The sequence below is a fragment of the Nocardia amamiensis NBRC 102102 genome, from assembly GCF_001612745.1.
GTDB lineage: Bacteria > Actinomycetota > Actinomycetes > Mycobacteriales > Mycobacteriaceae > Nocardia > Nocardia amamiensis.
In genome coordinates this window covers 19711-40207 of record NZ_BDBA01000023.1, presented here as the reverse complement: position 1 = coordinate 40207, position 20497 = coordinate 19711, and the positions used below count along the sequence as shown (strand labels likewise).

Below are 20497 nucleotides of genomic sequence, written 5' to 3'. Positions count from 1 at the left end.
GAGTCACGTTTTTGACCACGCCACAGTTCTCGCCGCACACTACGGCCGCCGCGAACGGCTGCCCTGTCAAGCACGGTTCGCCGATCGATACCGACGGCCCGCGCGTCGCGCTGTACGCGGAGGAATTCGCCGCGGACCCGCACCGTGTCTACCGGGAGATGCGCAGCCGGTACGGGCCGCTGGTGCCGGTGGAACTAGCGCCTGGTGTACCGGCGACGCTGGTGATCGGCTATCACACCGCGCTGCGCATCCTGAACGATCCCGACCACTTTCCGGCCGACTCGCGCACCTGGCAGACGACGGTGCCCAGTGACTGCCCGGTCCTGCCGATGCTGGAGTGGCGTCCGGCCGCGATCCGCACCACCGGGGCGGCGCACACTCGCTACCGGCAGGCCACCGTCGCGGGCATCGAAGAGATCGACCTGTTCGGTCTGCGCGCCACGGTCGAGCAGATCGCGGTTCCACTGATCAACACATTCTGCGGCGAAGGTTCCGCCGACCTGGTCACTCAGTACGCGTTCCCGCTGGCCTTCGCGGTGATCAACGCCATGCTCGGCTGCCCGCCGGACATCGGGCAGCGGGCGGCGACGGGCATGGCCGCGATGTTCGAAGGCATCGAGGCCGAGCAGGGCAATGCGATGTTCGCTTCGGCGATGGCGGATCTGGTCGCGCTCAAGCGAACCCAGCCCGGCGACGACATCGTCACGGGGCTGCTGCGGCATCCGGCCGGGCTCGATGACGAAGAGATGATTCACCAGGTGCTGTGCGTATACGGCGCCGGTATCGAGCCCACGAAGAACCTGATCATCAACACCCTTCGGCTGATGCTCACCGACCAGCGATTCGCGGGCGGCATTCTCGGTGGCAGCCTCTCGACCCGGGACGCGCTGGACGAGGTGTTGTTCACCGATCCACCGCTCTCGAACTACTGCATCACGTTCCCGCGGCAGCCGATGCTGATCGACGGTGTCTGGCTGCCGGCGCACCAGCCCGTGGTCGTCAGCATGACCGCCTGCAATAACGACCCCCAGATCAACACGGGTGCGTACACCGACAACCGAGCGCACCTCGCCTGGAGTGTCGGTCCGCACGCCTGCCCGGCCAGGTCGGTCGCCTATCTGATCGTCCAGGACGCCATCGACCAGTTGCTCGATGCCCTGCCCGAGATGCGGCTCGCGGTCGGTGCCGAGGAGCTGGTCTGGCGGCCGGGTCCGTTCCAACGGGCGCTGGCCGCGCTCCCGGTCGTCTTCCCGGCATCCCCTCCGTTGAACGTATTCCCGGACCCTCGAGGACCGTCGGCGTCATAGCTGCGATCCGCTCGGCGGGGACCGCCGCATACCGATTCAGAAGGGAGACAATCACCCAGGGGCGTGTACATCGAGGTACCCGCCGATCGACCTGGCACCTCGATACGCCTGTACCGAGTCGGCGTCCGTGACCGGAGCGCGTGCCCGCATGCTCGACCGCGGTCGCCGGCTGTCTGTTCGTTTCTGGAGTTACCTTCGTGACCACGCCACACTTCCCGCCGCCCGCCTCCCCGAGCGGTTGCCCTGTCCAGCACGGTTCGCCGATCGACACCGACGGGCCCCGATACGCGCTGTATTCGGAGGAGTACGCCGCCGATCCCCATCGGGCCTACCGCGATATGCGCCGCAAGTACGGTCCGCTCGTTCCGGTGGAGCTGTCGCCCGGTGTGCCCGCCACCTTGGTGATCGGCTACCACACCGCACTGCGCGTTCTCAATGACCCCGACCATTTCCCGGCCGACCCGCGCACCTGGCAGAAGGGCATTCCCGGCGAGTGCCCGATCCTGCCGATGCTCGAGTGGCGGCCGAACGCGTTGCGCAGCGCGGGCCTGGAACACCTGCGCTACCGGCAGGCGAACATCGCCAGCATCGCGGAGATCGATCTGCACGCCCTGCACAGCACGGTCGAGCAGATCGCCATCCCGTTGATCAACGCCTTCTGCCAGGACGGCGCCGCGGATCTGATCAGCCAGTACGCTTTCCCGCTCACGTTCGCGGTGCTCAATTCCATGCTCGGCTGCCCGCCGGATATCGGGCAGCAGGTCGCGACCGGCATGGCCGCCATCTTCGAAGGCGTCAATGCGGACAAGGGCAACGCGATGCTCACCGACGCGCTGTTCGAGCTGGTGCAGATGAAGCGGAAGGATCCGGGCGACGACGTCACCTCCCGGCTGCTGCGACATCCCGCTGGTCTGGACGACGTGGAGATGATCCACCAGCTGGTCACCTTGTACGGCGCGGGCATCGAGCCGCAGCAGAACCTGATCGTCAACACCCTGCGGGTGATGCTCACCGACGACCGGTTCGCGGGAGACTTTCTCGGCGGCAGCCTTTCGACTCGCGACGCCCTCGACGAGGTCTTGTTCAACGATCCGCCGATGGCCAACTATTGCGTCAGCTATCCGAAGCAGCCGATCCTCATCGACGGGGTGTGGTTGCCCGCGCACCAACCGGTCGTGATCAGCATGACGGGCTGTAACAACGACCCGGCGATCGGCGTCGGCGGACGCACCGACAGCCGCGCGCATCTGGCCTGGAGTGTCGGGCCCCATGCCTGCCCTGCCCGGTCGGCCGCCTACCTGGTGGTGCAAGACGCCATTGATCAACTCCTCGACGCGCTTCCCGAACTGAGTTTGGCCGTCGCGCCGGACCAATTGACCTGGCGGCCCGGTCCGTTCCACCGCGCCCTGGTGTCCCTACCCGTCGTCTTTCCGAAATCCCCTCCGTTGACAGTGCTTTAAGGAGATCCAATGGACACACAGCCCCTAGTACTAGACCTGACGGGCACCGATATCCAGGGCGAGTCCGCTCGACTCCGTGCGCGTGGACCGGTCACCCTCGTCGAGCTGCCCGGCGGCGTGCGTGCGTGGTCGGTGACCGATGCCGATCTGCTCAAGCGCCTGCTGGCCGACCCCAGGGTGTCCAAGGACGCCAGGCAGCACTGGCCCGCGTTCATCAACGGGGAGATACCGCAGGACTGGCCGTTGTTCCTGTGGGTGGCGGTGAACAACATGTTCACCGCGTACGGCGCCGATCATCGCAGGCTGCGCAAGCTGGTCGCGCCCGCGTTCACGCACCGCCGCACCCAGGCGATGCGTCCGTTGATCGAGGAGATCACCGCGAATCTGCTGGCCGAGCTGGCGGCGGCCCCCGCGGGCGAGGCGGTGGACCTGCGCGAGGGTTTCGCCTATCCGCTGCCGATTCAAGTGATCAGCGCGCTGATGGGTGTTCCGGAATCCCTGAACGCCGGTCTGCGCACGTGCGTCGACGGTATCTTCGACACCTCGCTCGGCCCGGAGGAGTCCCAGGCCAACTATATGGAGATGTACCGGATCCTGGGGGAGCTCGTCGCCTACCGGCGCGAGACGCCCGGTGACGACATGACCAGCCTGCTGATCTCGCACCGCGACGAGGACGACGGTTCGCAGCTGACCGAACAGGAATTGATCGACACGCTGCTGCTTGTCATCAGCGCGGGGCACGAGACCACGGTGAACCTGCTCGACCAGGCCATCTTCGCGCTGCTGACCCGCGACGATCAGCGCGCCCAGGTGACCGGCGGCGGTGCGGCGTGGACCGATCTGATCGAGGAGGCGCTGCGCTTCGAGGCGCCGGTGGCGCACCTGCCGCTGCGCTACGCGGCCGACGACATCGAGATGGACGGGATTCGCATCGCCAAGGGGGAGCCGATTCTCGCGTCGTACGCTGCGGCCAACCGCGACCCGAAGCTGCACGGCGCGACCGCGGACGAGTTCGACGTGCGCAGGCCGACCAAGGAGCACTTGGCCTTCGGCTACGGGGCGCATCACTGCCTCGGCGCGCCGCTGGCCCGGCTGGAAGCCGAGATCGCCCTTCCCGGCATCTTCCAGCGCTTCCCGAAGATGCGGTTGGCCGCCGACCCGGCCGACCTCGGCACCGTATCCAGCTTCATCTCCAACGGCCATGCGAAGCTCCCGGTCTACCTGGAGCCCGCGGACTGACCGTGGCTGCTGACGTGCCCGCGGCCCAGTTCGGGCACGTCAGCGCATGGCCTCGGCTCTGCCGGACTTGCGCGCCCGTGCGAGTCCGCGGCGCGCGAGAAAACCATTGGCCAGCAACAGGATCGTCTTGTTCGGCGGCGCTGTGAACCCGGCGGCGGTGTGCGGTGCGTACACCGCCGCCGATTCGGAGACCTCGAGCCAACCGGTGTACAGCCGTGATTCCAGGCCGATCAGCTGCGGGCGATAGGCGTGCGCCAGCAGTCCGGCGCGCCGCCCGCCCTGCGGCAGACCCGCCGGGACGGTGAGATGGACACCGCCGCCGCCGTTTTCGGCTACCCGCACGGGAACAACCGTGGGGAAGCCGTCGGCCTGCCGGTAGCCGAGCAGCCGATGCGGCAGCTTCGCCACCCGCGCCGCGGTTTTCGGGACATCCACTCGTGGGCCGGTGCCTTTCGCGGGCGGCCGTTGCGGGTCCGGCTCGACGGATGGCATTGCCGCGCCGAAGATCTCGGGCGAGCCCGCGGCGTCGAGATCCGGCCACACGACGATGCGCTCGATCCGCACCGTCACCAGCACACGGTCGGCGTAGTACGCGCGCAGCCAGCGATCCCAGAACACGCCGCGTCGCGGTGGGCCCAGATAGGGGACCGACTGGTCGCCGATGCGGTCGAGCGCGTCCTGGTCCGGTGTCGGATCGAAGCTCGCCGTGCCCTGCACCAGCACGAATCGCGGGTTGCCGAGGTCGCCGATACCGTGCTCGCGAGCGTGGTACGCCAGCGCCACCTTCGGGTCCCGTTTCATGCGCTCGAGCTTGCGCCCGAACCCGAGCGACGTCGTGAACCCGACCGTGCCCGCCGCCCGGTCGCGCAGCCCGATCGGCGACACCGCCGACACCACCGCGCCCCCCGCGGGCGTCAGGTACGCCGCCGCGCAGGTCAGGTCGCCGCCGAGCACCTCGTCCACCTCGTCCGGCCAGGTGACTGCCATGGCCGGAGTTTACTTGCCGGCCGCGTCATGTCGGCTGAGGACTCGCGGCCCGCGACAATGGCCTTCGTGCGAACTGCATCGAGCGTGTTTCGTAGACGGCGTGCGCGGTTCCGTTTCGGGGTGATCGGCGCAGGAAAGGGCGCGGCGGGCCGGGTTTGTGCCTGTAATCGCAGGTGCACACGCAATGTGGCAATCGCCACTCGACATTTTCAGTGCAGGCGCGGAAGTCGTTGCGGTGGACTATCATCCACGGGATGTAGATCAGCAAGCGCTGATCTACGCAGCCGTCGCATGGGCGCCGCACCCCTGGTTGGCGTCACCGTCTCGGACGATGTGCCGCCACAGCTGTAGGGTGGCGGTGCCCAGCCCGGAAGGTTTGCTCGTGGATCGCGCGGGCATCCGGGGCAGACGTATCACGCTGGGAGGACCGATGGCTACCGAAGACCGGACCGCAGTGTTCGACGCGGTGGTCGCGGCGGCGGACTATCCCGTGCTGCTGGTGACCGTCCAGGCCGATGGGCGGCGTGCCGGATGTCTCGTCGGCTTCGCGACGCAGGTGAGCGTCGAGCCGCGCCGGTTCCTGGTCGGTCTGTCCAAACGTAACCACACCTATCGGGTCGCCCAGCGCGCCGAGCGGCTCGCGGTGCATGTGCTCGCCAGCGAGCAGTTGTCGCTCGCCCGGTTGTTCGGCGGTGAGACCGGCGACGACATCGACAAGTTCGTGCACTGCGATTGGACCCCTGGTCCCGGCGGCGTGCCCGTGATCAACACGGTGCCCAGCTGGTTCAGTGCCCGTATCCGGGACCGCTACGACTTCGGCGACCACGTGGGAATACTCCTGGAACCGGAGGACGGAGCAGCGCGGCGCCGCGGGGCCGCGACGCTGCACTACCACGCGGTGGCCGACCTGGCCGCCGGACACGCGGTCTGACGCCGTTCGCCTCCGGCCGGCGAGGTCAGCTCGGTGCGTGCGCGAGTCCGAAGCGCTCCGCGAAGGCGGACAACTCGTCGCGCGCCTGCTGCGGCTCGCCGGTGCTCGCGCTCACCATTCGCATGCATTCTCCTTCTCGACGTCATCGCAAACGCTAAACCTTCTCGTCGACGTCAAGGCAAGTCCGCGCATTCCCGGTTCCGACCGCGATAAGGCGGATAAATCGCGCGAACCGGTCGTGACGTATTCACTCGTCGCCACTACACTGCGCGCATTGTGAGTACTGTCGCGGCGCCCGGAGCGCGAAAAGAGCACTACGTCTGGGGTGCCGCCACCGTCGTCGGGGTGATCGCCGGGTACCTGGCGGTGCTGCTCGGCGACGCCAGGCACTACTACACCGACGACACCGAGGCCCAGTACGCGCCGATGTGGGTCCGGCTCGGAGAGCTGTTGCGCGAGGGCCGTTTCCCTGCTCTGGTTCCGCACGAGTGGATGGCGGGCAACTACACCCTGGAAGAGGCGGCGCTGTTCAATCCGCCGCAGCTGCTGGTCTACCTGCTCGCACCGTCGATGGACAATCTGGCCGTGTACGCGACGGCGGTGAAGCTCGTCTTCTCGATCATCGCCGCGCTCGGCGTGTTCCGCATCTGTCTCGCCTACGGAGCCCGTCCCCGCTGGGCGGCGGTGGCGGGGATCGCGTTCCCGCTCAGCGGATGGTTCCTGTTCTTCGATCAGGCCAGCTGGTTCACCCCGCATGTCGCGACCGCCTGGATGGTGCACGCCTGGGCCTCGGCGGTGCAGTATGCCCGCGGCCGGAGTGGGCCGTTGCCGGTGTTCGTCTTCCTGTATCTGACGCTCACGGTCCAATATGCGTTCCCGGCAGTCGAATCCGCGCTGGTCATCGTCGCGGTCGCGGCCGGTGAGGTGGTGCATCAGCGGCGGTGGGCGCCCACGGTACGTCTGTGCCTGGCAGCGGGGTGCGCCGCGCTCACGGCGGCGGTAGCGAATCTGTCCGGGATTCTGTCCTCGCAGGTGACCTGGCGGGGGAGCGTCCAGATCCACAATGATCCCTTCTTGACGGTGCCGTGGTCGGAGTCGCTGAACGCCAGTCTGCCGAGCACCGCGCCGGCGTTCACCGCATGGTGGGGGCATGTTCAGCCGCTGCCGATGGTCTACATCGCCTGGTTCCTCATTCCGGCGCTCGCGTTCGTCGACTGGCGCGCCGCGCGTGCCGCGGCACGAGAGTTCAGCGGTCTGGCCTTCTTCGCGACGGCCGTGCTGATGTGGACGGCCGGGCCCGGCGCCATCGGACCGCTGCGCTGGCCCGCCCGGGTCCTGCCGATGCTGGCGGTCGTCCTGCTCGTGCTGGTGTGCGTATTGCTCAGTCGTTACGGAGCTTTCGCCGCCTCGCGCCGCCGCGCCACGGCCGCCGCCGTGCTGGTCGGCTTGTTGTTCATCCGGTCGGTTTCCGCAGCACCGGAATTGGTGCTGCGCCATCTGATCGCGGTGCTGGCGGTCGGGGCGCTCGGCGCCGCCGCGGTCTGGCTGGCCCGCCACCGTGGGACCGTCGCCGCGTGCGCGCTGACCATCGCCGCCATGTTCCCCATCGCCTACGAGCAGGTGCGCGGTGCGCCGATGACGCCGATGTCCTACGACTTCCCGGAACGGCGCTCGGCGATGCGTGCGGCCTTCCCCGATTTCGACGGCCTCACCCTGCAGCTGGCCGACCGCGCCGCCGTGGCCCCGGAGGACAGGAACCTCGCGGGCGCCTACGGTTCGCTGGCCATCGGCAACTACGCCAAGGCCGTCGGGCTCGACTACGTCAACGCCTACACGCCCATCGGCCATGCCGCCTTCGCGGGCATGTTGTGCATGGCCTGGGACGGCAGCACCTGTCCCGACGCGTACCGCCGCGCCTTCGCGGCCGACACCGTCACCGGGGCGCCCATCGTCGATCTGATGAAGGTCGACCGGGTGGTATTGCATCGCGTGCAGTACCCGGACGCGCGCGAACGTCCCGCACCCCCCGGCTGGCGGTGGGCCGACTACCCCGGACACGAACGGCACATCTGGGTCCTGGAACGCGCCGATGGGCGGATATCCACGCGCAACGGCCCGATCGCCCACACCGCGGGCGTCACCGCCGTATCGAGCAGTTCCCTCGACGACATCACGGCCCGCGCCGTGGTGAGCTCGCCGAGCGGCGGGCGCGTCGTGTTGGCGCGGCTGGCCTGGCCCGGCCACCGGGTCACGTTGAACGGCCGGGAGCTGCCCGTCCAGACGATCGGCGGCGTGTTCCTGGCCGTCGACATCCCCGCGGGCACCGACGGCGCGGACCTGGTCGTCGACTGGCGTCCGCCCGGCAGCCTGATCGGCATCGCGACCGCCGCTGCCGGACTCATCGGGATCGGCCTGCTGCAGTGGGCCCACTACCGGACGCGGCGGCGCTCTCCGGATGAGCCGTCCGAGCCCGCCGCCGAGCTGTCCGAGACCCCAACGGCTCCAGCCGAACTGGTGACCGTGAAAGTCTGAGCCGGATCGGGCGGTCGGTCGCGGCGCCGCCATCAGGCCTCGCCGCGCCTGCACGCGCTATGGCGGTGCTGACGAAATGTCCACCGCCGTGAATGTCTACCGCGTGTTCGGGCCCGGAGTGGCGCGGTGTTCGGCCAGGAACGCCGACATCGCCTCGGCCACCGCGGCGGGCTGGTCGAGCATGGAAAGGACGTAGGCGTCGTCGATTTCGACCAGCCGCCCCCGCGGGATGAGTTCGGCGAGCCGGCGCCCGTGCTCGCGCGGCATCACCTTGCCCGCCGCCGACCACAGGATCAATGCATCGCCCGAAAAGTTCCGCAACGCTTCGGTATGGGCGATGAGCTCTCGCGTGCGGAAGCCCGATCTGGTGTAGGCGAGCAGGTCGCGCCGGATGCGGGCGTCGCGCAGTCCGGGCTCGGTCCAGCCGCGCACCAGGTCGTCGGGCAGCGGGCGGCGCGCCATCCAGCCGAACAGCAGCGCCGAGCGACGCAGCCACGGGACCCGTAACTGCCGCAGCGCCAAGGAGATTCCGCCGGGCAGATAGGTCGCGACGGTCGCCATCTTGCCGGGCAGTCCGGGCGGGAAGTTGCCGAAAGCCTCGCACGGCAGGACGATCAGCCTGCCGACGCGCTCGTCGAGACCGTAAGCAGTGAGGAACAGTGCACCGCCCCAGTCGCTGTGCACCAGCGTCACCTCGCGCAGATCCAGCGCGGCGAGGAAATCGGCGAGCAGCTGGTTCAGGCCGCGCAGGCTCAGGTCGACGCCCGGCTTCAGCGGTATGGGGTGCGCGCCGAGGGGAAGGTCGGGAAGCACGTAGCGGAAGCCGCCGGGGAGTAGATCGAGCACCTCGTCCCACAGCGTGTGGTTCATCAGCAGGCCGTGCAACAGGACGACGGGCGGTCCTTCGCCCCGCTCGACATAATGCACCCGGCCCACGGGAAGGTCGATTGTCGGCATGTTTTCTCCATTCGAGCGATCGCTCTAGAGTACTTGCTCTAGTCTGGTGGGGTGACCGAGAAGATGTCAACCAGCACCTCCGAACGCCTGGTCACCGCGACGGCCGAGCTGATGCGCACGCAGGGCTACGCCGGAACCAGCGTCAAGCAGATAACCGTCGCCGCTCGTGCGCCGATGGGCTCGCTCTATCACCACTTTCCCGGAGGAAAACCGCAGGTTGCCGCCGCAGCTCTGCGCGCATCCGGGGCCGCCTACATCCAGTTGCTCCCGCTGCTGCTCGACCCGCACGACGACCTGCGCGACGCGGTCCCCGCCGCCTTCGAAGCCGCCGCCGAACAGATCGAACAGACCGGCTGGATCAACATGTGCCCGGTCGGGACCATCGCAGGCGAGATCGCCGACAGCGAACCAGCCCTCCGCGACGTCGCCGCCGAGGTCATCGGCTCCTGGGTCGACGAGGGCACCGCCTACTTCGTCCGCCGCGGCCTGTCGGCTCCCGATGCCCGCGACTTCATCCTCGCGGTTCTCGCCGCCCTCGAGGGCGCCTTCGTCCTCAGTCGCACGCTCCGCTCGACCGAACCCCTGCTGGCCGCGGGCCGGTCGCTGCGCGGTCGCATCGACGAAATGCTGACGGCCGTGCGGGACTGACGACGCGAAACCGAACCGGGGACCCGTGTTCCGGGTGCTGGAGCCGCACCGTCACGGACGTGGGCGCAGCCCCTCGATCATGTGCGTGGTGGTCTCGTCCAAGAGTTCGTCGGCGGTCTCGGCGGCGAACACGCCGGAGCTGACGAAGGTGGCCAGGCCTTGCAGGGCGGCGACGGCGGACAGCGCGATGCGGCGCGGTTCGCCCGCGATCACCTCGCCGCGCGCTTGCGCTTCGGTGATGAGCGCGACCGGTATCGCGAACACCGCGTCCACCGCCTGGGACATGGCATCGCCCGCGGCGGGGCTGTGCCTGCGCGCGAACATCAGCGCGACGAGGGCCGAGTTCTCCGTCGCGAAGCGGAGGTAGATCCTGGCCATCGCGCGAATGCGCCCCTCGATCGAGCCGGTGGCGGTCTGCCCCAGGGCGGCGGCAAGGCGCTCGAATCCGGACACCGCGAGGGCGTCCAGCAACGCCTGCTTGTCCTTGAAATGCCGGGTCGGTGCGGCATGGCTGACACCGATATCGCGAGCCAGCCGGCGCAGCGACAGGCCGCCGACCCCGGACTCGCGCAGCGTCGCCTCGGCCCGCTGCAACAACTCGGCGCGCAGGTCGCCGTGATGGTAGGAGCGGACTCGGTTGATCGGCATGGTGTTGGCAGGATAACAAAATGTAGTCATTGCCTACTTTGTTGACACTGACTACATTGACTGGACATGACGGTTCGGACCTTCACCGCCCCGATCGCGGTGCTGATGGTTTTCGCGGCGCTGCTCGCGACCATGTACCTCGGCTACTCCGGCAATACCGAGAAGAACCTGCACGATTTCCCGGTGGCCCTGGTCAATCAGGACGTCGGCGACACGATCGACGGCAAGCCCGCCGATATCGGCGCTCAGGTCACCGACGCGCTGGTCGCGGGTATCTCGCCGGAGAAGATCGATCTGCGCGTCGTCGGCATCGCCGAGGCGCGCAAGCAGTTGGGACACGGCGAGGTCTACGGCGCGATCGTGATCCCGTCCGATTTCACCAAACGGCTGGCGATCCTCGGCGCCGCCGCCGTGGTGCCCGGTGCGATCGAGCGCCCGGTGATCACCGTCCACACCAACCCGCGCGTCGGCCCCTACACCACCGGGATCATGCAGCGTATCGCCGACCGCGCGCTGAACCAGGTGGACGAGACGGTCGGCAAGAACCTGACCGATCAGGTGAACGCCGCCCTGGCGGCGGGTCCCGGCGCGCCGGCCGAGCCCAGTGGCGCCGCCCGGCTGATGCTCGCCGACCCGGTCGAGATCGTCACCGCGCCCTACCATCCCATGGACGAGTCCGCCGGGCAGGGTCTCGTCGCCTTCTTCTACACCCTGATCCTGCTGCTCGCCGGCTTCACCGGCGCCATGATCATCCACACTCTCGTCGATTCGGTCCTCGGCTTCACTCCCACCGAATACGGCCCGTGGTTCGTGCATCCCCCGGCCACCGGGATTTCCCGCTTCCGCACCCTGCTCGTGAAATGGGCTGTCGTCGCCACCGCGGCGCCGATCCTGTCCGGGATATTTCTGGCCGTCGCAACGGCATTGGACGTTCCGCTGGGCAGTTCGCTGCTGTTGTGGCTGTACGGAACCCTGGCCATCATCGCCGTCGGCGTGACCGCGCTCGCTGTCCTGGCCGCGTTCGGCACCGCGGGACTGATGGTCAACCTGGTCCTGTTCGTCGTCCTCGGCCTGCCGTCCTCGGCCGCCACGGTCCCGCTGGAAGCGACACCCACCTACATCGCGAACATGGCCGCGTTCGAACCTATGCACCAGATCTATTTGGCTGTGCGCGCCATTCTGTTCTTCGACGCCCACATCGAAGCGGGCTTCGGCCAAGGACTCTGGATGACGGTGCTCGGCCTCGGCGTAGGTCTCCTGCTCGGCGCAGGCGTCACCTACGCCTACGACCGCCGCGGACTGCACCGCGCCACGAACTCTGTTGATACGGCGGTGGTCATGCGCGCACCCGTCGTTGCTCAGTAATCCGCGTTGCCGGTCGGAGCGTGGCGAGGTGTTGTCGGCCCACTTCGTCGACATGCTGACGCACCGCTGGGACTTGTCGCGTGCGCTGTAGGGTTCCGGACCGTCTCACTGCGGTAGCGCTCCCGATTGCGCGGTCGATCACGGGCCCCGGCTGTTCGCTCAATGGTCCGCGCGGGGTTTACCGTCCCTCGTTGGGGGAGGATCGAGCGCTATCCGCGATGGACAACGTCGCGGCCCTGCTGGGTCGGGACCCGCGCTGGTGCGTCGACGGCGTCCCGAAGTAGTGCCCGATCCACCCGCAGGTGCACGACCTGACTCAATCGTCGAGGTGTCGCCGTAGCGCGTCGAGCTGACTGTCCCAATCGCGGGCGAGTGCGGCCAGAAACTGTTGCGCCACTTGCATCGGGCTGGACTCGAGCCGGTAGCGGATCCGGCGCCGTTCTCCTGGTTCGGCCGTGACCAGCCCCGCGTCCGTCAGCAGGGCGAGGTGTTTGGCGATCGCCTGCCGAGTGATCGGCAGGCGATCGGCCAGATCCGTTGCCGTGGCGGGGCCGCCGGCTGCCAACGCGGCGAGGATGCCGCGGCGGCTGGGGTCGGCGAGGGCAATGAAGACCCGCTCGGCGATCGCCTCGATATCAGGCCGCGTCAAGGTATCCGACCAGCTCACCCAGCTCGCTCGCCCAACCCTCGGTGTTGCCGTCGAACGCCTTGCGGTGGTCGTCGGCCGACAGTTGAGCGAAACCTGTCTCCGTCACGGTGAGCCGGGTCCCCGCGCCGGCCGGTTCCAGCGTGAACTCGACATAGGTACGGCGTGGGTCGTCCTCTGGCAGTCCGTAGATGTGCCAGGTGAACCCGAACACGCTCGGCTCTTCGACCCGCTCGATCCGCATATCGGCGCTGTCGCCGGTCTTCCAGGTCATCTGCGCGGCGCCGCCGGGGCGCAGGTCGATCGTCGCCGAATTGCCGAACCATGTGCCCAGGCCCTCGGCGGTGGTCAGCGCCGTCCACACCGTGGCGGGCGGATGCGCGAGCTCGACTGTTCGCACGATCTGATCGGGGAATCCCATAACAACCTCCATTGAGTAGCAACCAACTGGTTGCTACTCACGCTATTGCAACCTGCTGGTTGCGTCAAGTGGTACCTGGCTACGTTCCGGGCTCGCCGCTGACGTCGTCGGTTGGGCGCCGCTCCCGGACATGGGGAGCTGTTAGATTCGGCCTGCGGCTTCGCGGCTGGCAACGGACCCGGAGGGGCGTCCTATCAGCCGATCGAAAGTCGGAATGCAACCGGAGCCGGTCGGGTGAAGTTCATCGGGCGCTGATCGAATAGCAGAGCACGGTTCGCCAGAGAGGAAAAGCCATGACCAGCATCGACACTCATGCAAACGGGACCGTCGCGTCCCGTGTCACCGAACTGACCACGGTTTTCGAGCGGGGTCTACGCGAGAATCTCGGCGTCGGCGCGTCTCTGGGTATTCGGTTGGAAACGGCCGGGGACGGCTACACCCGGTACTACCTCGACCCGAATCCGGCCACCATCAACGCCATGTTCACCGTGCACGGCGGTGTCCTTGCCACCTTGATGGACACCGCGATGGGCAGCGCGGTCTTCACCAAACTCGGTGACGGCGTGGCGTATACGACGCTGGAGTTGAAGGTGAACTTCATCCGTGCGGTAACGCTGGACGGTTCCCGCCTGACCTGCGAAGCCACCGCGGTGCACGTCGGGCGGCGCACGGCCACCGCCGAGGGACGGATCACCGACGCGAGCGGCAAGCTGATCGCGCACGGCTCCACCACGATCCTGGTGCTGCACCCCGAAGGGTGACCTGTGCACACCGAAACGGCCCTGCCGCGGAACAAGCTCGGCGGCAGGGCCGTTCGGCGCTGAAGCTCACGCGAGCGACCGGCACTCCTCGATGAAGCGCACCAGTTCGTCGAGGCGGTCGCTCCGGGCGTCCACGGCGCGGTCGATGACCTTCACCAAATGCTCGTAGGCCTCGGTGTGGTCGTAGGATGCCACATCGGCAATCCGCAGCGCCCACCGCCAGTAGCCGCGCATGGTGTCGGCCAAGGGCATGCGGAAGGTGGCGATCACGTCGCGGATCGGCTGGACCGTCGCATCACCCTGTACCCGCAGGTAGCGCGCGACGACATCGGCCATGAAGCTGAAATGCCGTGCCTCGTCGCGGGACAGGCGCCCCAGCACCGCCGCGAGCACCGGGTCGTCCACCACATCGCGCAGGTGCTGGTAGTACATCTGCGTCGCCTTCTCCTGGACCAGTGCGTAGGCGAAGAACTGCACCGGGTGCTGGTAGGGCAGGTCGAACGGCTTCTGGCCCTCGACCGCCAATTCCGCACGCAGCGCGTGGCGTTCGGCCATCCCGGACGCCTCTTGGTAGCGGGTCAGCGCGCGAGCGTGCGTGTCCTCCTCCAGCGCCCACCGGACGGTGAAGTGGTACAGCTCGCGGTTGTGGATGAACGCCGATCGGTCCACGCTGTCGTCCACCGGGAAGTACCGGTGGTAGACGTCGAAATAGCCGGGCAGGTGGTCCTCGATCAGGGTGACGAACCGTACCGCGGAGCGCTGGCCCTCGGTGAGCCTGCCCGCATCGGCGCGAGACCAGTCGAACGCGGTCTCCACATCCCAGGCCCGCGCGGCCGGGGACACCGCGAGGAACCCGTCGACCGCCGCGGCCACCTCGTCGACGGGAATCAGCGCCGCTTCGATGTTCATCTGCTCCTCCTGCGGGTCATCGGGCGTTACGGCAGGTCAGCGCGTAATGCTTGGTGGTGTAGCCCCATCCGGCGTTCGCGATCTCCAGGTAGTGCCGCAGCTTCGCGGCCAGGCCGGGGCGGTGCGCATCGATGCGGTCGGCGGCGGCGTCGACGCCCGCGATCCAGTCGTCGATGGTGCGGCGGTAGTGGTCGGTGAGATCGTCCACCGCGATGATCGAGAACCCGGCGTCCTCGGCGGCGGTCACCAGGTCCGACAGCGGACGCAGGTCACCCCATCCGAAGATGTCCTCGCGGACGAACTCGGTGCCGTCCTTGGTGTCGAACGCCGTGCGCGCCGCCGCGTTGCGGAAGCAGCTCTCGGATACGTACAGCGTGCCGCCGCGACGCAGCACCGCGCGGGCGCGACGGAAGATCGCGCCGAGATCGGGCATGTGCACGATGGAGCCGAGCAGCGTCACGGCGTCGAAACTCCGCGGCGGCAGCTCGATCCGCTCGAAATGGCCCACACGCGTGTGCACCCGATCCGCGACGCCGCGAGTGCGCGCTTGCTCGGCGATGTACTCGTGCTGGCGCGGGGCCGGGCTGATACCGACTGTCTCGCAATCGAATTCCGTGGCCATGAACACGATCAGCGATCCCCAGCCGCAGCCGACGTCCAGCAGCCGTTCGCCGCCCGTCAGGCCGAGCCGGTCGGCCACGAACCGCAGCTTCCGCCGCTGCGCCTGCTCGAGGGTGTCGGTGTCGGACGCGTAGAGCGCGGAGCTGTATTTGCGCAGCGGGTCGAGGAACTGGCCGAAGATCTCCGGGTCGAGGTCGTAGTGCTGATTGGTGTCGGCGGTGACCGGCTGGTCGGTGACGGTCACGCCGCCGCCTCGCGCAGCGCCTTGCCGACCACCGTGACGACGTCGTCCAGCGTGGACATGCCGAAGACGTCCTGGTCCTCGAGCTCGATTTCGTAGGTGCGCTCGATCTTGGCGACCATGCGCAGCACGCGGACCGAGTCCACGCCCGCCATGCCGCGCAGGTCCGCGTCGGGGCGCAGCTCGGCCTCCGGGATGCCGGTCTCGGCGACGGCGATTTCGGTGACGGTGCGCAGGATGTCGTCGGCGGTGTGGGTGCTGGTCATAACGGGACTCCGTTCGGTGTGCGGGCGGTGCCTGCGGACAGGGCGTGGGAGAGCGCGGCGACCTCGTCGTCGCCGAGGGTGAGTTGGTGGCGTACGTCGTCGAGCGCGAACGGCTGGTAGGCCGCGGTGGAGCTGGCGCAGACGAGATCGTCGGCGTCGCGGATCTCAGCCGAAGCGCGGATCGGGCAGGCTTCCTCGCCGTCGGTCAACGTGGCGACGCAGCGGTATTCGCGGCCGATGAGCAGTGGTGTGAGGAATCTGGTCCGCTGTGACACGGTGAACGCGGGGTGGTGGCGGGCCAGGACGATCAAGTTGCCCATCACCTCGTCGCAGATCACGCCGATCAGGCCGCCGTGCACGACGCCCGGATAGGACTCGAACTCGCGACCGAGCCGGAACCGCGCCTGCAGGCCGTCCGGGTGCGGGGTGAAACGCAGGCGCAGGCCGGTCGTGTTGTGCGGCGAGCAGCCGAAGCAGTGATAGTCCGGGATCACCGACCAGGGCACCCGGACGGTGTCCACCCCGCTGTGCATGGTGGCCTCGCCGGCCATGGTGTGGCGGTCCATGGCGCTAGGCGATCGCGTCGGCCAGAGCGCGCCGGACTTTGGCGTTGCTGGACAGGTCCAGCCCGGTCATGTTGCCGAAGGTGCGACGGATCTTGTCGTGCAACACATCCAGCTCGCCCTCCGCGGCGACCTGTTCCAGGAACAGGTCGAACCCGGTGTCGATGGTCTCGTGGTCGCCCAGCTCGCTGATGCCGGCCTTGAAGGTGCTGACCGGGTGCTTGATCTTGGCCTCGGAGCTGTACACGTACAGGGTCTCCAGCACCGAGGGCAGCTCTTCGGGCCGCTGCCGCAGCCGCTCGGTGGCGTAGTGGATGAACTCGCGTGCGTGGCCGGCCTCGTCGCGACTGGCGTCCAGCAGCAAGCTTTTCAGCACCGGCTCCTCGACCCAGCTCGCCACCGCGCGGTAGATGTGGTTGACGGTGAGCTCGGAGATGATGTTGGTGGCCAGTGTCGCCGAGGGCGTGGTGCCGGGCGCGTACGGCTCGCGCATCGAGTCGACGGCCTTGTCGTCGACATTCTCGCCGAGCGCGCCCAACCAGGAGCGGAAAGCGTAGTGGTGCTGGACCTCCTGGTAGCCCCACACCACCGCGAAAGTGGAGAAGTCGTAGTCGTCGAGGAATTCGTTCAGGAACCCGTGCACCGCGGCGATCACGTTGGACTCGCCCATCGTCGCGCTTTTGGCCAGAGTGATGTACTCGGGACGGACCAGGGACTTGTCGATGGCGTCGAGATCGAGGTCGGCCAGCTTCCAATGCAGGCGCTCGTAGTGGCGGAAGACGTCATAGCTGTGCACGAGAGAACTCCAGTTCGGTCGGGGTTACCGGCGGTGCGTGATGAGGTCGCGGGCGGCGAGCCGCTGGAGCTTGCCGCTGCTGGTCCGGGGGATGCTGCGCGGCGCGACGAGATGGACCTCGACGGCGGCCAGGCCGAGTTCGGCGGAGATCCTGGCGCGGATCGCCTCCGCCAAGGCGTCGGCTTCGGCTCCGGTGCACTCGGATTCGGCGATCAGCGCGATCACGTCCGCGCCGTCGGGGTCGATCGCCGCCGTGCACCGGCCCTTGTACACGCCGTCGAGGTCGCGCACGGCGGCTTCGACGTCCTGTGCGTAGTAGTTCACGCCGCGGACGGTGATCATGTCCTTGCACCGGCCGGTGACGAAGAGCTCGCCGTCGCGCAGATATCCGAGGTCGCCGGTGCGCAGCCAGCCGTCGGTGAACAGCCCGGCGACCCGCGACGGGTCGGCGGCCAGGTACCCGCCGGTGACCGCGTCGCCCCGGATGAGGATCTCGCCGACCGCGCCGTCGGGCAGGTCGCCGTCGCCGTCCGGTGTGACGACGCGCAACCGCAGTCGGTGTACCGGCGCGCCCACGCCCGCGATCGCCCGCGCGCCGGGCGAATCCGGCGAAACTGGCTGTGCCACAGCGTTATCGGACAACTCGGCGCGGTCGACCCACTCGAAGACAGGTTTCCGTCCGAGCGGGGGAAAGGTGACCGCCAAGGTGGCTTCGGCCATGCCGTAGACGCCGAACATCGTCGTCGGCCGGAATCCCGCGGGAGCGAAACGCTCGCAGAACGCGAGCACCACATCCCGGGAGATCGGTTCCGATCCGTTGAACGCGATCCGCCAGCGGCTCAGGTCGTAGTCGGGTACCCGCTCCGGCGGGACGGCCGACAGCAGCGCCTCGTAGCCGAAATTGGGCATCGCGGTGATGGTCGTGCCGCCGGCGGCGAATTCGGCGAGCCAGCGGGCCGGGTCCTTGACGAACGCGACCGGTGACCACACGTGCGCGGGAATCCCGCGCAGGATCGCCGAGAGCGTGCCGAACAGGCCCATGTCATGGAACAGCGGCAGCCAGAAGCCGCCCTGATCGTCCGGGCCCAGCCGAATGCCGGTGCGGATCGCCGCGAGGCCGCTGAGCACGTTGTGGTGGGTCAGGCGGACGCCTTTGGGTGTCGCGGTGCTACCGGAGGTGAACTGCACGATGGCCGAGTCGCCGCCCCCGAGTGCGGGAAGTGGAACATCTGCTGTCTCGTGCTCCGAAAGCGTTGTGGTGTCGATCAATTCGATGTCCATCGCGTCGTGCAGCGCGGCGGTCAGGTCGGCGAAGCGATGCGACACCAGGACGGTGCGCATGCTCGCCGCTGCGGTGATGGTCGCCAGCTTCCGTGGGTAACCGCTGGTCGCCCGGGCGCCGGTGGGCAGCGGTAGGGGAGTGGCCGCGCCACCCGCCGCCGCGACGCCGAACAGGCTGGTGAGGAACTCGGGCGCGTTCGGAGCGAGGATGCCCACCGGTTCCCCGCGCCGCACACCCCGGCGGACCAGTGCCCCCGCCACCGTCAGGGACCGCCGGTGCAGATCGGCGTAGTCCACGGTCTCCGACACCGACCGGAACGTGGCCGCCACCGCGGGATGGGCGGCGGCGATCTCGGCGAGGCGGCCGTGCAGGGTTGCGGCCGATTCCGCGGAATTCATGTCTGCCACAACAACAGCGGATTGTGACAATGCCTTGAACTGGTTATGAATTAACGTCTGCGATAAAGAATGCCGATCATTCGATCACACTGGCGGATACGGTATTTCGGCTATTGCGCGATAGGAACGGGCAATAGCCGCCGCGCCGGGTGTCCGCAGCCCACCACCATGGACGCGGAATTTCTTTCTCGTCCCGGCTGCGGAATTCCGCGTCCATTTCTACTCAGGAGTTTTCCGGTGAGTTCTTCCGCGGCAGAGGAATTGACCCCGGTTCAGCTGGCGGTCGTCGAGAGCGTCGCTGCGCACATGCGGCACAACCCGTACGGCAGTTACGAGGTGCTGCGGGCAGCGGGCCCCTTCGTGCCGGGTCCGCATGACACCCACCTGGTCACCCGCCATCACGAGGCGCAAGCGATCATGCAGGATCCGCGCTGGAGCCACGCCGAAGAACCGGAACTGCTGCACGGCGACAGCGATGTCGAGCTGCCCGGGTCGTTCCTCTGGATGGAGCCGCCGGAGCACACCCGGCTGCGCGGACTGGTGAGCAAGGCGTTCACCGCACGCACCGTCAGCGGCATGCGGGAACGTGCCGAACAGCTGGTGGACGACCTGATGGCGAAAGTGCTCGCCGATCGCGACGTCGATCTGCTGGACGCGCTGGCCTACCCGCTGCCGCTGACCATGGTGTGCGAACTGCTCGGCGTGCCCGCGGAGGCGCACGAGCACGTGCGGCAGATTTCAACCGGCATCGCGCGCGGCCTCGACCCGGATGTGCTGCTGTCGCAGGCGGAGTTGGACGCGCGCACCGCCGCCGTCCACGCCTTCCTCGAGTTCTTCGGTGACCTCGTGGAGCAGCGCCGCCGCGCCCCGCGCGCGGACCTGATCACCGCGCTGGTGCAGGCCGACGACGCGGGCGCGCGTCTTACCCGCACCGAACTGCTCGGCACGCTGCTGATCCTCGTCGTCGCGGGACACGAGACCACGGTCAACCTGATCGGCAACGGCGTACTCGCGCTCATCCGCAATCCGGACCAGTTCGAACGGCTGCGCGGCTGCCCGGAACTGGCCGATCCCGCCGTGGACGAAGTGCTGCGCTACGACGCGCCGGTGCACCTGACTACGCGCACCGCGCATGACGAGATCACGATCTCCGGACACACTTTCGCGCCGGGCGACGCGGTGATCGTGCTGCTCGCCTCGGCCAACCGCGACCCGTCGGCGTTTCCGCACGCCGACGAATTCGACGTCGCGCGGTACGCGCGAGGTCGAAAAGCCGAGCGGCACTTGTCTTTCGGACTCGGCTTGCACTACTGCCTCGGCGCGCCCCTGGCCCGGCTGGAGATGCGGGTCGTGCTGCGGGCGATCGCCGATCGGGTCGCGTCCATGACCCTGCTCGAGGATCCGCCGTACCGGCCGAATGTGGTTGTGCGGGGCATGTCGCGACTTCGTGTCCGGATGGAGGCGCGATGAGGCGCGACCACGCGGCCGCTGTGTCGCGCCGACCGGGCGTGGATGTCCG

20 protein-coding genes are annotated in these 20497 nt (G+C 68.2%); 9 read left to right on the top strand and 11 right to left on the bottom strand.

Annotation, left to right across the window (positions count from 1 at the left end; genetic code table 11):
* Positions 1-11 precede the first annotated feature (11 nt).
* From NA4_RS06280 to NA4_RS06270, 3 genes are all read left to right on the top strand, one after another.
* On the top strand, positions 12-1307 hold the full coding sequence (locus NA4_RS06280) for a cytochrome P450 (protein WP_067465267.1): 1296 nt from the start codon (positions 12-14) through the stop codon (positions 1305-1307).
* A gap of 197 nt (positions 1308-1504) precedes the next feature.
* Positions 1505-2767, top strand: a complete 1263-nt coding sequence (locus NA4_RS06275; protein WP_067465263.1) for a cytochrome P450 — start codon at positions 1505-1507, stop codon at positions 2765-2767.
* 9 nt (positions 2768-2776) lie between these two features.
* Positions 2777-4006: a cytochrome P450 family protein gene (locus NA4_RS06270; protein ID WP_067465260.1), complete on the top strand. Its 1230-nt coding sequence runs from the start codon at positions 2777-2779 to the stop codon at positions 4004-4006.
* Between the two features lie 39 nt (positions 4007-4045).
* On the opposite strand, the gene NA4_RS06265 is transcribed toward NA4_RS06270, so the two are convergent.
* Positions 4046-4993: a pyridoxamine 5'-phosphate oxidase family protein gene (locus tag NA4_RS06265; RefSeq protein ID WP_067465257.1), complete on the bottom strand. Its 948-nt coding sequence runs from the start codon at positions 4991-4993 to the stop codon at positions 4046-4048.
* Positions 4994-5423: 430 nt separating this feature from the next.
* Here NA4_RS06265 and NA4_RS06260 point away from each other — a divergent pair, with 430 nt between their 5' ends.
* On the top strand, positions 5424-5924 hold the full coding sequence (locus tag NA4_RS06260; protein WP_067465429.1) for a flavin reductase family protein: 501 nt from the start codon (positions 5424-5426) through the stop codon (positions 5922-5924).
* A gap of 276 nt (positions 5925-6200) precedes the next feature.
* Positions 6201-8456 (top strand): hypothetical protein, encoded by a 2256-nt coding sequence (locus NA4_RS06255; protein WP_245671143.1) that lies wholly within the window; start codon positions 6201-6203, stop codon positions 8454-8456.
* Positions 8457-8552: 96 nt separating this feature from the next.
* Here the strand turns inward: NA4_RS06255 and NA4_RS06250 are convergent, their stop codons facing one another.
* Entirely contained in the window at positions 8553-9413 is an 861-nt protein-coding gene (locus tag NA4_RS06250; RefSeq protein ID WP_067465255.1) for an alpha/beta fold hydrolase, read from the bottom strand.
* A gap of 63 nt (positions 9414-9476) precedes the next feature.
* On the opposite strand from NA4_RS06250, the gene NA4_RS06245 reads away from it, so the two are divergent.
* Complete coding sequence (locus tag NA4_RS06245) at positions 9477-10061, top strand: TetR/AcrR family transcriptional regulator (protein WP_067465423.1); 585 nt, start codon at positions 9477-9479, stop codon at positions 10059-10061.
* Positions 10062-10112: 51 nt separating this feature from the next.
* Here the strand turns inward: NA4_RS06245 and NA4_RS06240 are convergent, their stop codons facing one another.
* The gene (locus NA4_RS06240; RefSeq protein ID WP_067465252.1) at positions 10113-10709 is read right to left on the bottom strand and encodes a TetR/AcrR family transcriptional regulator; all 597 of its coding nucleotides are present in this window, start codon (positions 10707-10709) and stop codon (positions 10113-10115) included.
* 66 nt (positions 10710-10775) lie between these two features.
* Between NA4_RS06240 and NA4_RS06235 the strand changes: the two genes are divergently transcribed.
* On the top strand, positions 10776-12074 hold the full coding sequence (locus NA4_RS06235) for a YhgE/Pip domain-containing protein (RefSeq protein WP_067465249.1): 1299 nt from the start codon (positions 10776-10778) through the stop codon (positions 12072-12074).
* A 316-nt stretch (positions 12075-12390) separates the two neighbouring features.
* Here the strand turns inward: NA4_RS06235 and NA4_RS06230 are convergent, their stop codons facing one another.
* Together NA4_RS06230 and NA4_RS06225 are read right to left on the bottom strand one after the other, a co-directional pair.
* Positions 12391-12723 (bottom strand): ArsR/SmtB family transcription factor, encoded by a 333-nt coding sequence (locus NA4_RS06230; RefSeq protein ID WP_067465420.1) that lies wholly within the window; start codon positions 12721-12723, stop codon positions 12391-12393.
* Positions 12710-13141, bottom strand: a complete 432-nt coding sequence (locus tag NA4_RS06225; RefSeq protein ID WP_067465246.1) for an SRPBCC domain-containing protein — start codon at positions 13139-13141, stop codon at positions 12710-12712. Before NA4_RS06225 ends, NA4_RS06230 begins: the two co-directional genes overlap by 14 nt.
* Positions 13142-13434: 293 nt before the next feature.
* Here NA4_RS06225 and NA4_RS06220 point away from each other — a divergent pair, with 293 nt between their 5' ends.
* Positions 13435-13902: a PaaI family thioesterase gene (locus NA4_RS06220; RefSeq protein WP_067465243.1), complete on the top strand. Its 468-nt coding sequence runs from the start codon at positions 13435-13437 to the stop codon at positions 13900-13902.
* Positions 13903-13968: 66 nt separating this feature from the next.
* On the opposite strand, the gene NA4_RS06215 is transcribed toward NA4_RS06220, so the two are convergent.
* Genes NA4_RS06215 through NA4_RS06190 form a run of 6 tightly spaced genes read right to left on the bottom strand, consistent with a single transcriptional unit; the run spans position 13969 to position 18978 of the window.
* A complete protein-coding gene (locus NA4_RS06215) occupies positions 13969-14811 on the bottom strand; it encodes an acyl-ACP desaturase (RefSeq protein WP_067465240.1) in 843 nt (280 codons plus the stop codon).
* A gap of 16 nt (positions 14812-14827) precedes the next feature.
* Positions 14828-15676 (bottom strand): SAM-dependent methyltransferase, encoded by an 849-nt coding sequence (locus tag NA4_RS06210; RefSeq protein ID WP_067465237.1) that lies wholly within the window; start codon positions 15674-15676, stop codon positions 14828-14830.
* Positions 15673-15939, bottom strand: coding sequence for an acyl carrier protein (locus NA4_RS06205; protein ID WP_067465234.1), 267 nt, complete (start codon positions 15937-15939; stop codon positions 15673-15675). The genes NA4_RS06210 and NA4_RS06205 overlap by 4 nt, the downstream gene beginning before the upstream one ends.
* Positions 15936-16505, bottom strand: coding sequence for a PaaI family thioesterase (locus NA4_RS06200; protein ID WP_245671141.1), 570 nt, complete (start codon positions 16503-16505; stop codon positions 15936-15938). Before NA4_RS06200 ends, NA4_RS06205 begins: the two co-directional genes overlap by 4 nt.
* Before the next feature lie 4 nt (positions 16506-16509).
* On the bottom strand, positions 16510-17298 hold the full coding sequence (locus NA4_RS06195; RefSeq protein ID WP_067465232.1) for a ferritin-like domain-containing protein: 789 nt from the start codon (positions 17296-17298) through the stop codon (positions 16510-16512).
* 24 nt (positions 17299-17322) lie between these two features.
* Entirely contained in the window at positions 17323-18978 is a 1656-nt protein-coding gene (locus tag NA4_RS06190) for a fatty acyl-AMP ligase (protein WP_067465229.1), read from the bottom strand.
* A gap of 237 nt (positions 18979-19215) precedes the next feature.
* Here NA4_RS06190 and NA4_RS06185 point away from each other — a divergent pair, with 237 nt between their 5' ends.
* Positions 19216-20448: a cytochrome P450 gene (locus NA4_RS06185; RefSeq protein ID WP_067465226.1), complete on the top strand. Its 1233-nt coding sequence runs from the start codon at positions 19216-19218 to the stop codon at positions 20446-20448.
* The last annotated feature ends 49 nt before the right edge of the window (positions 20449-20497 follow it).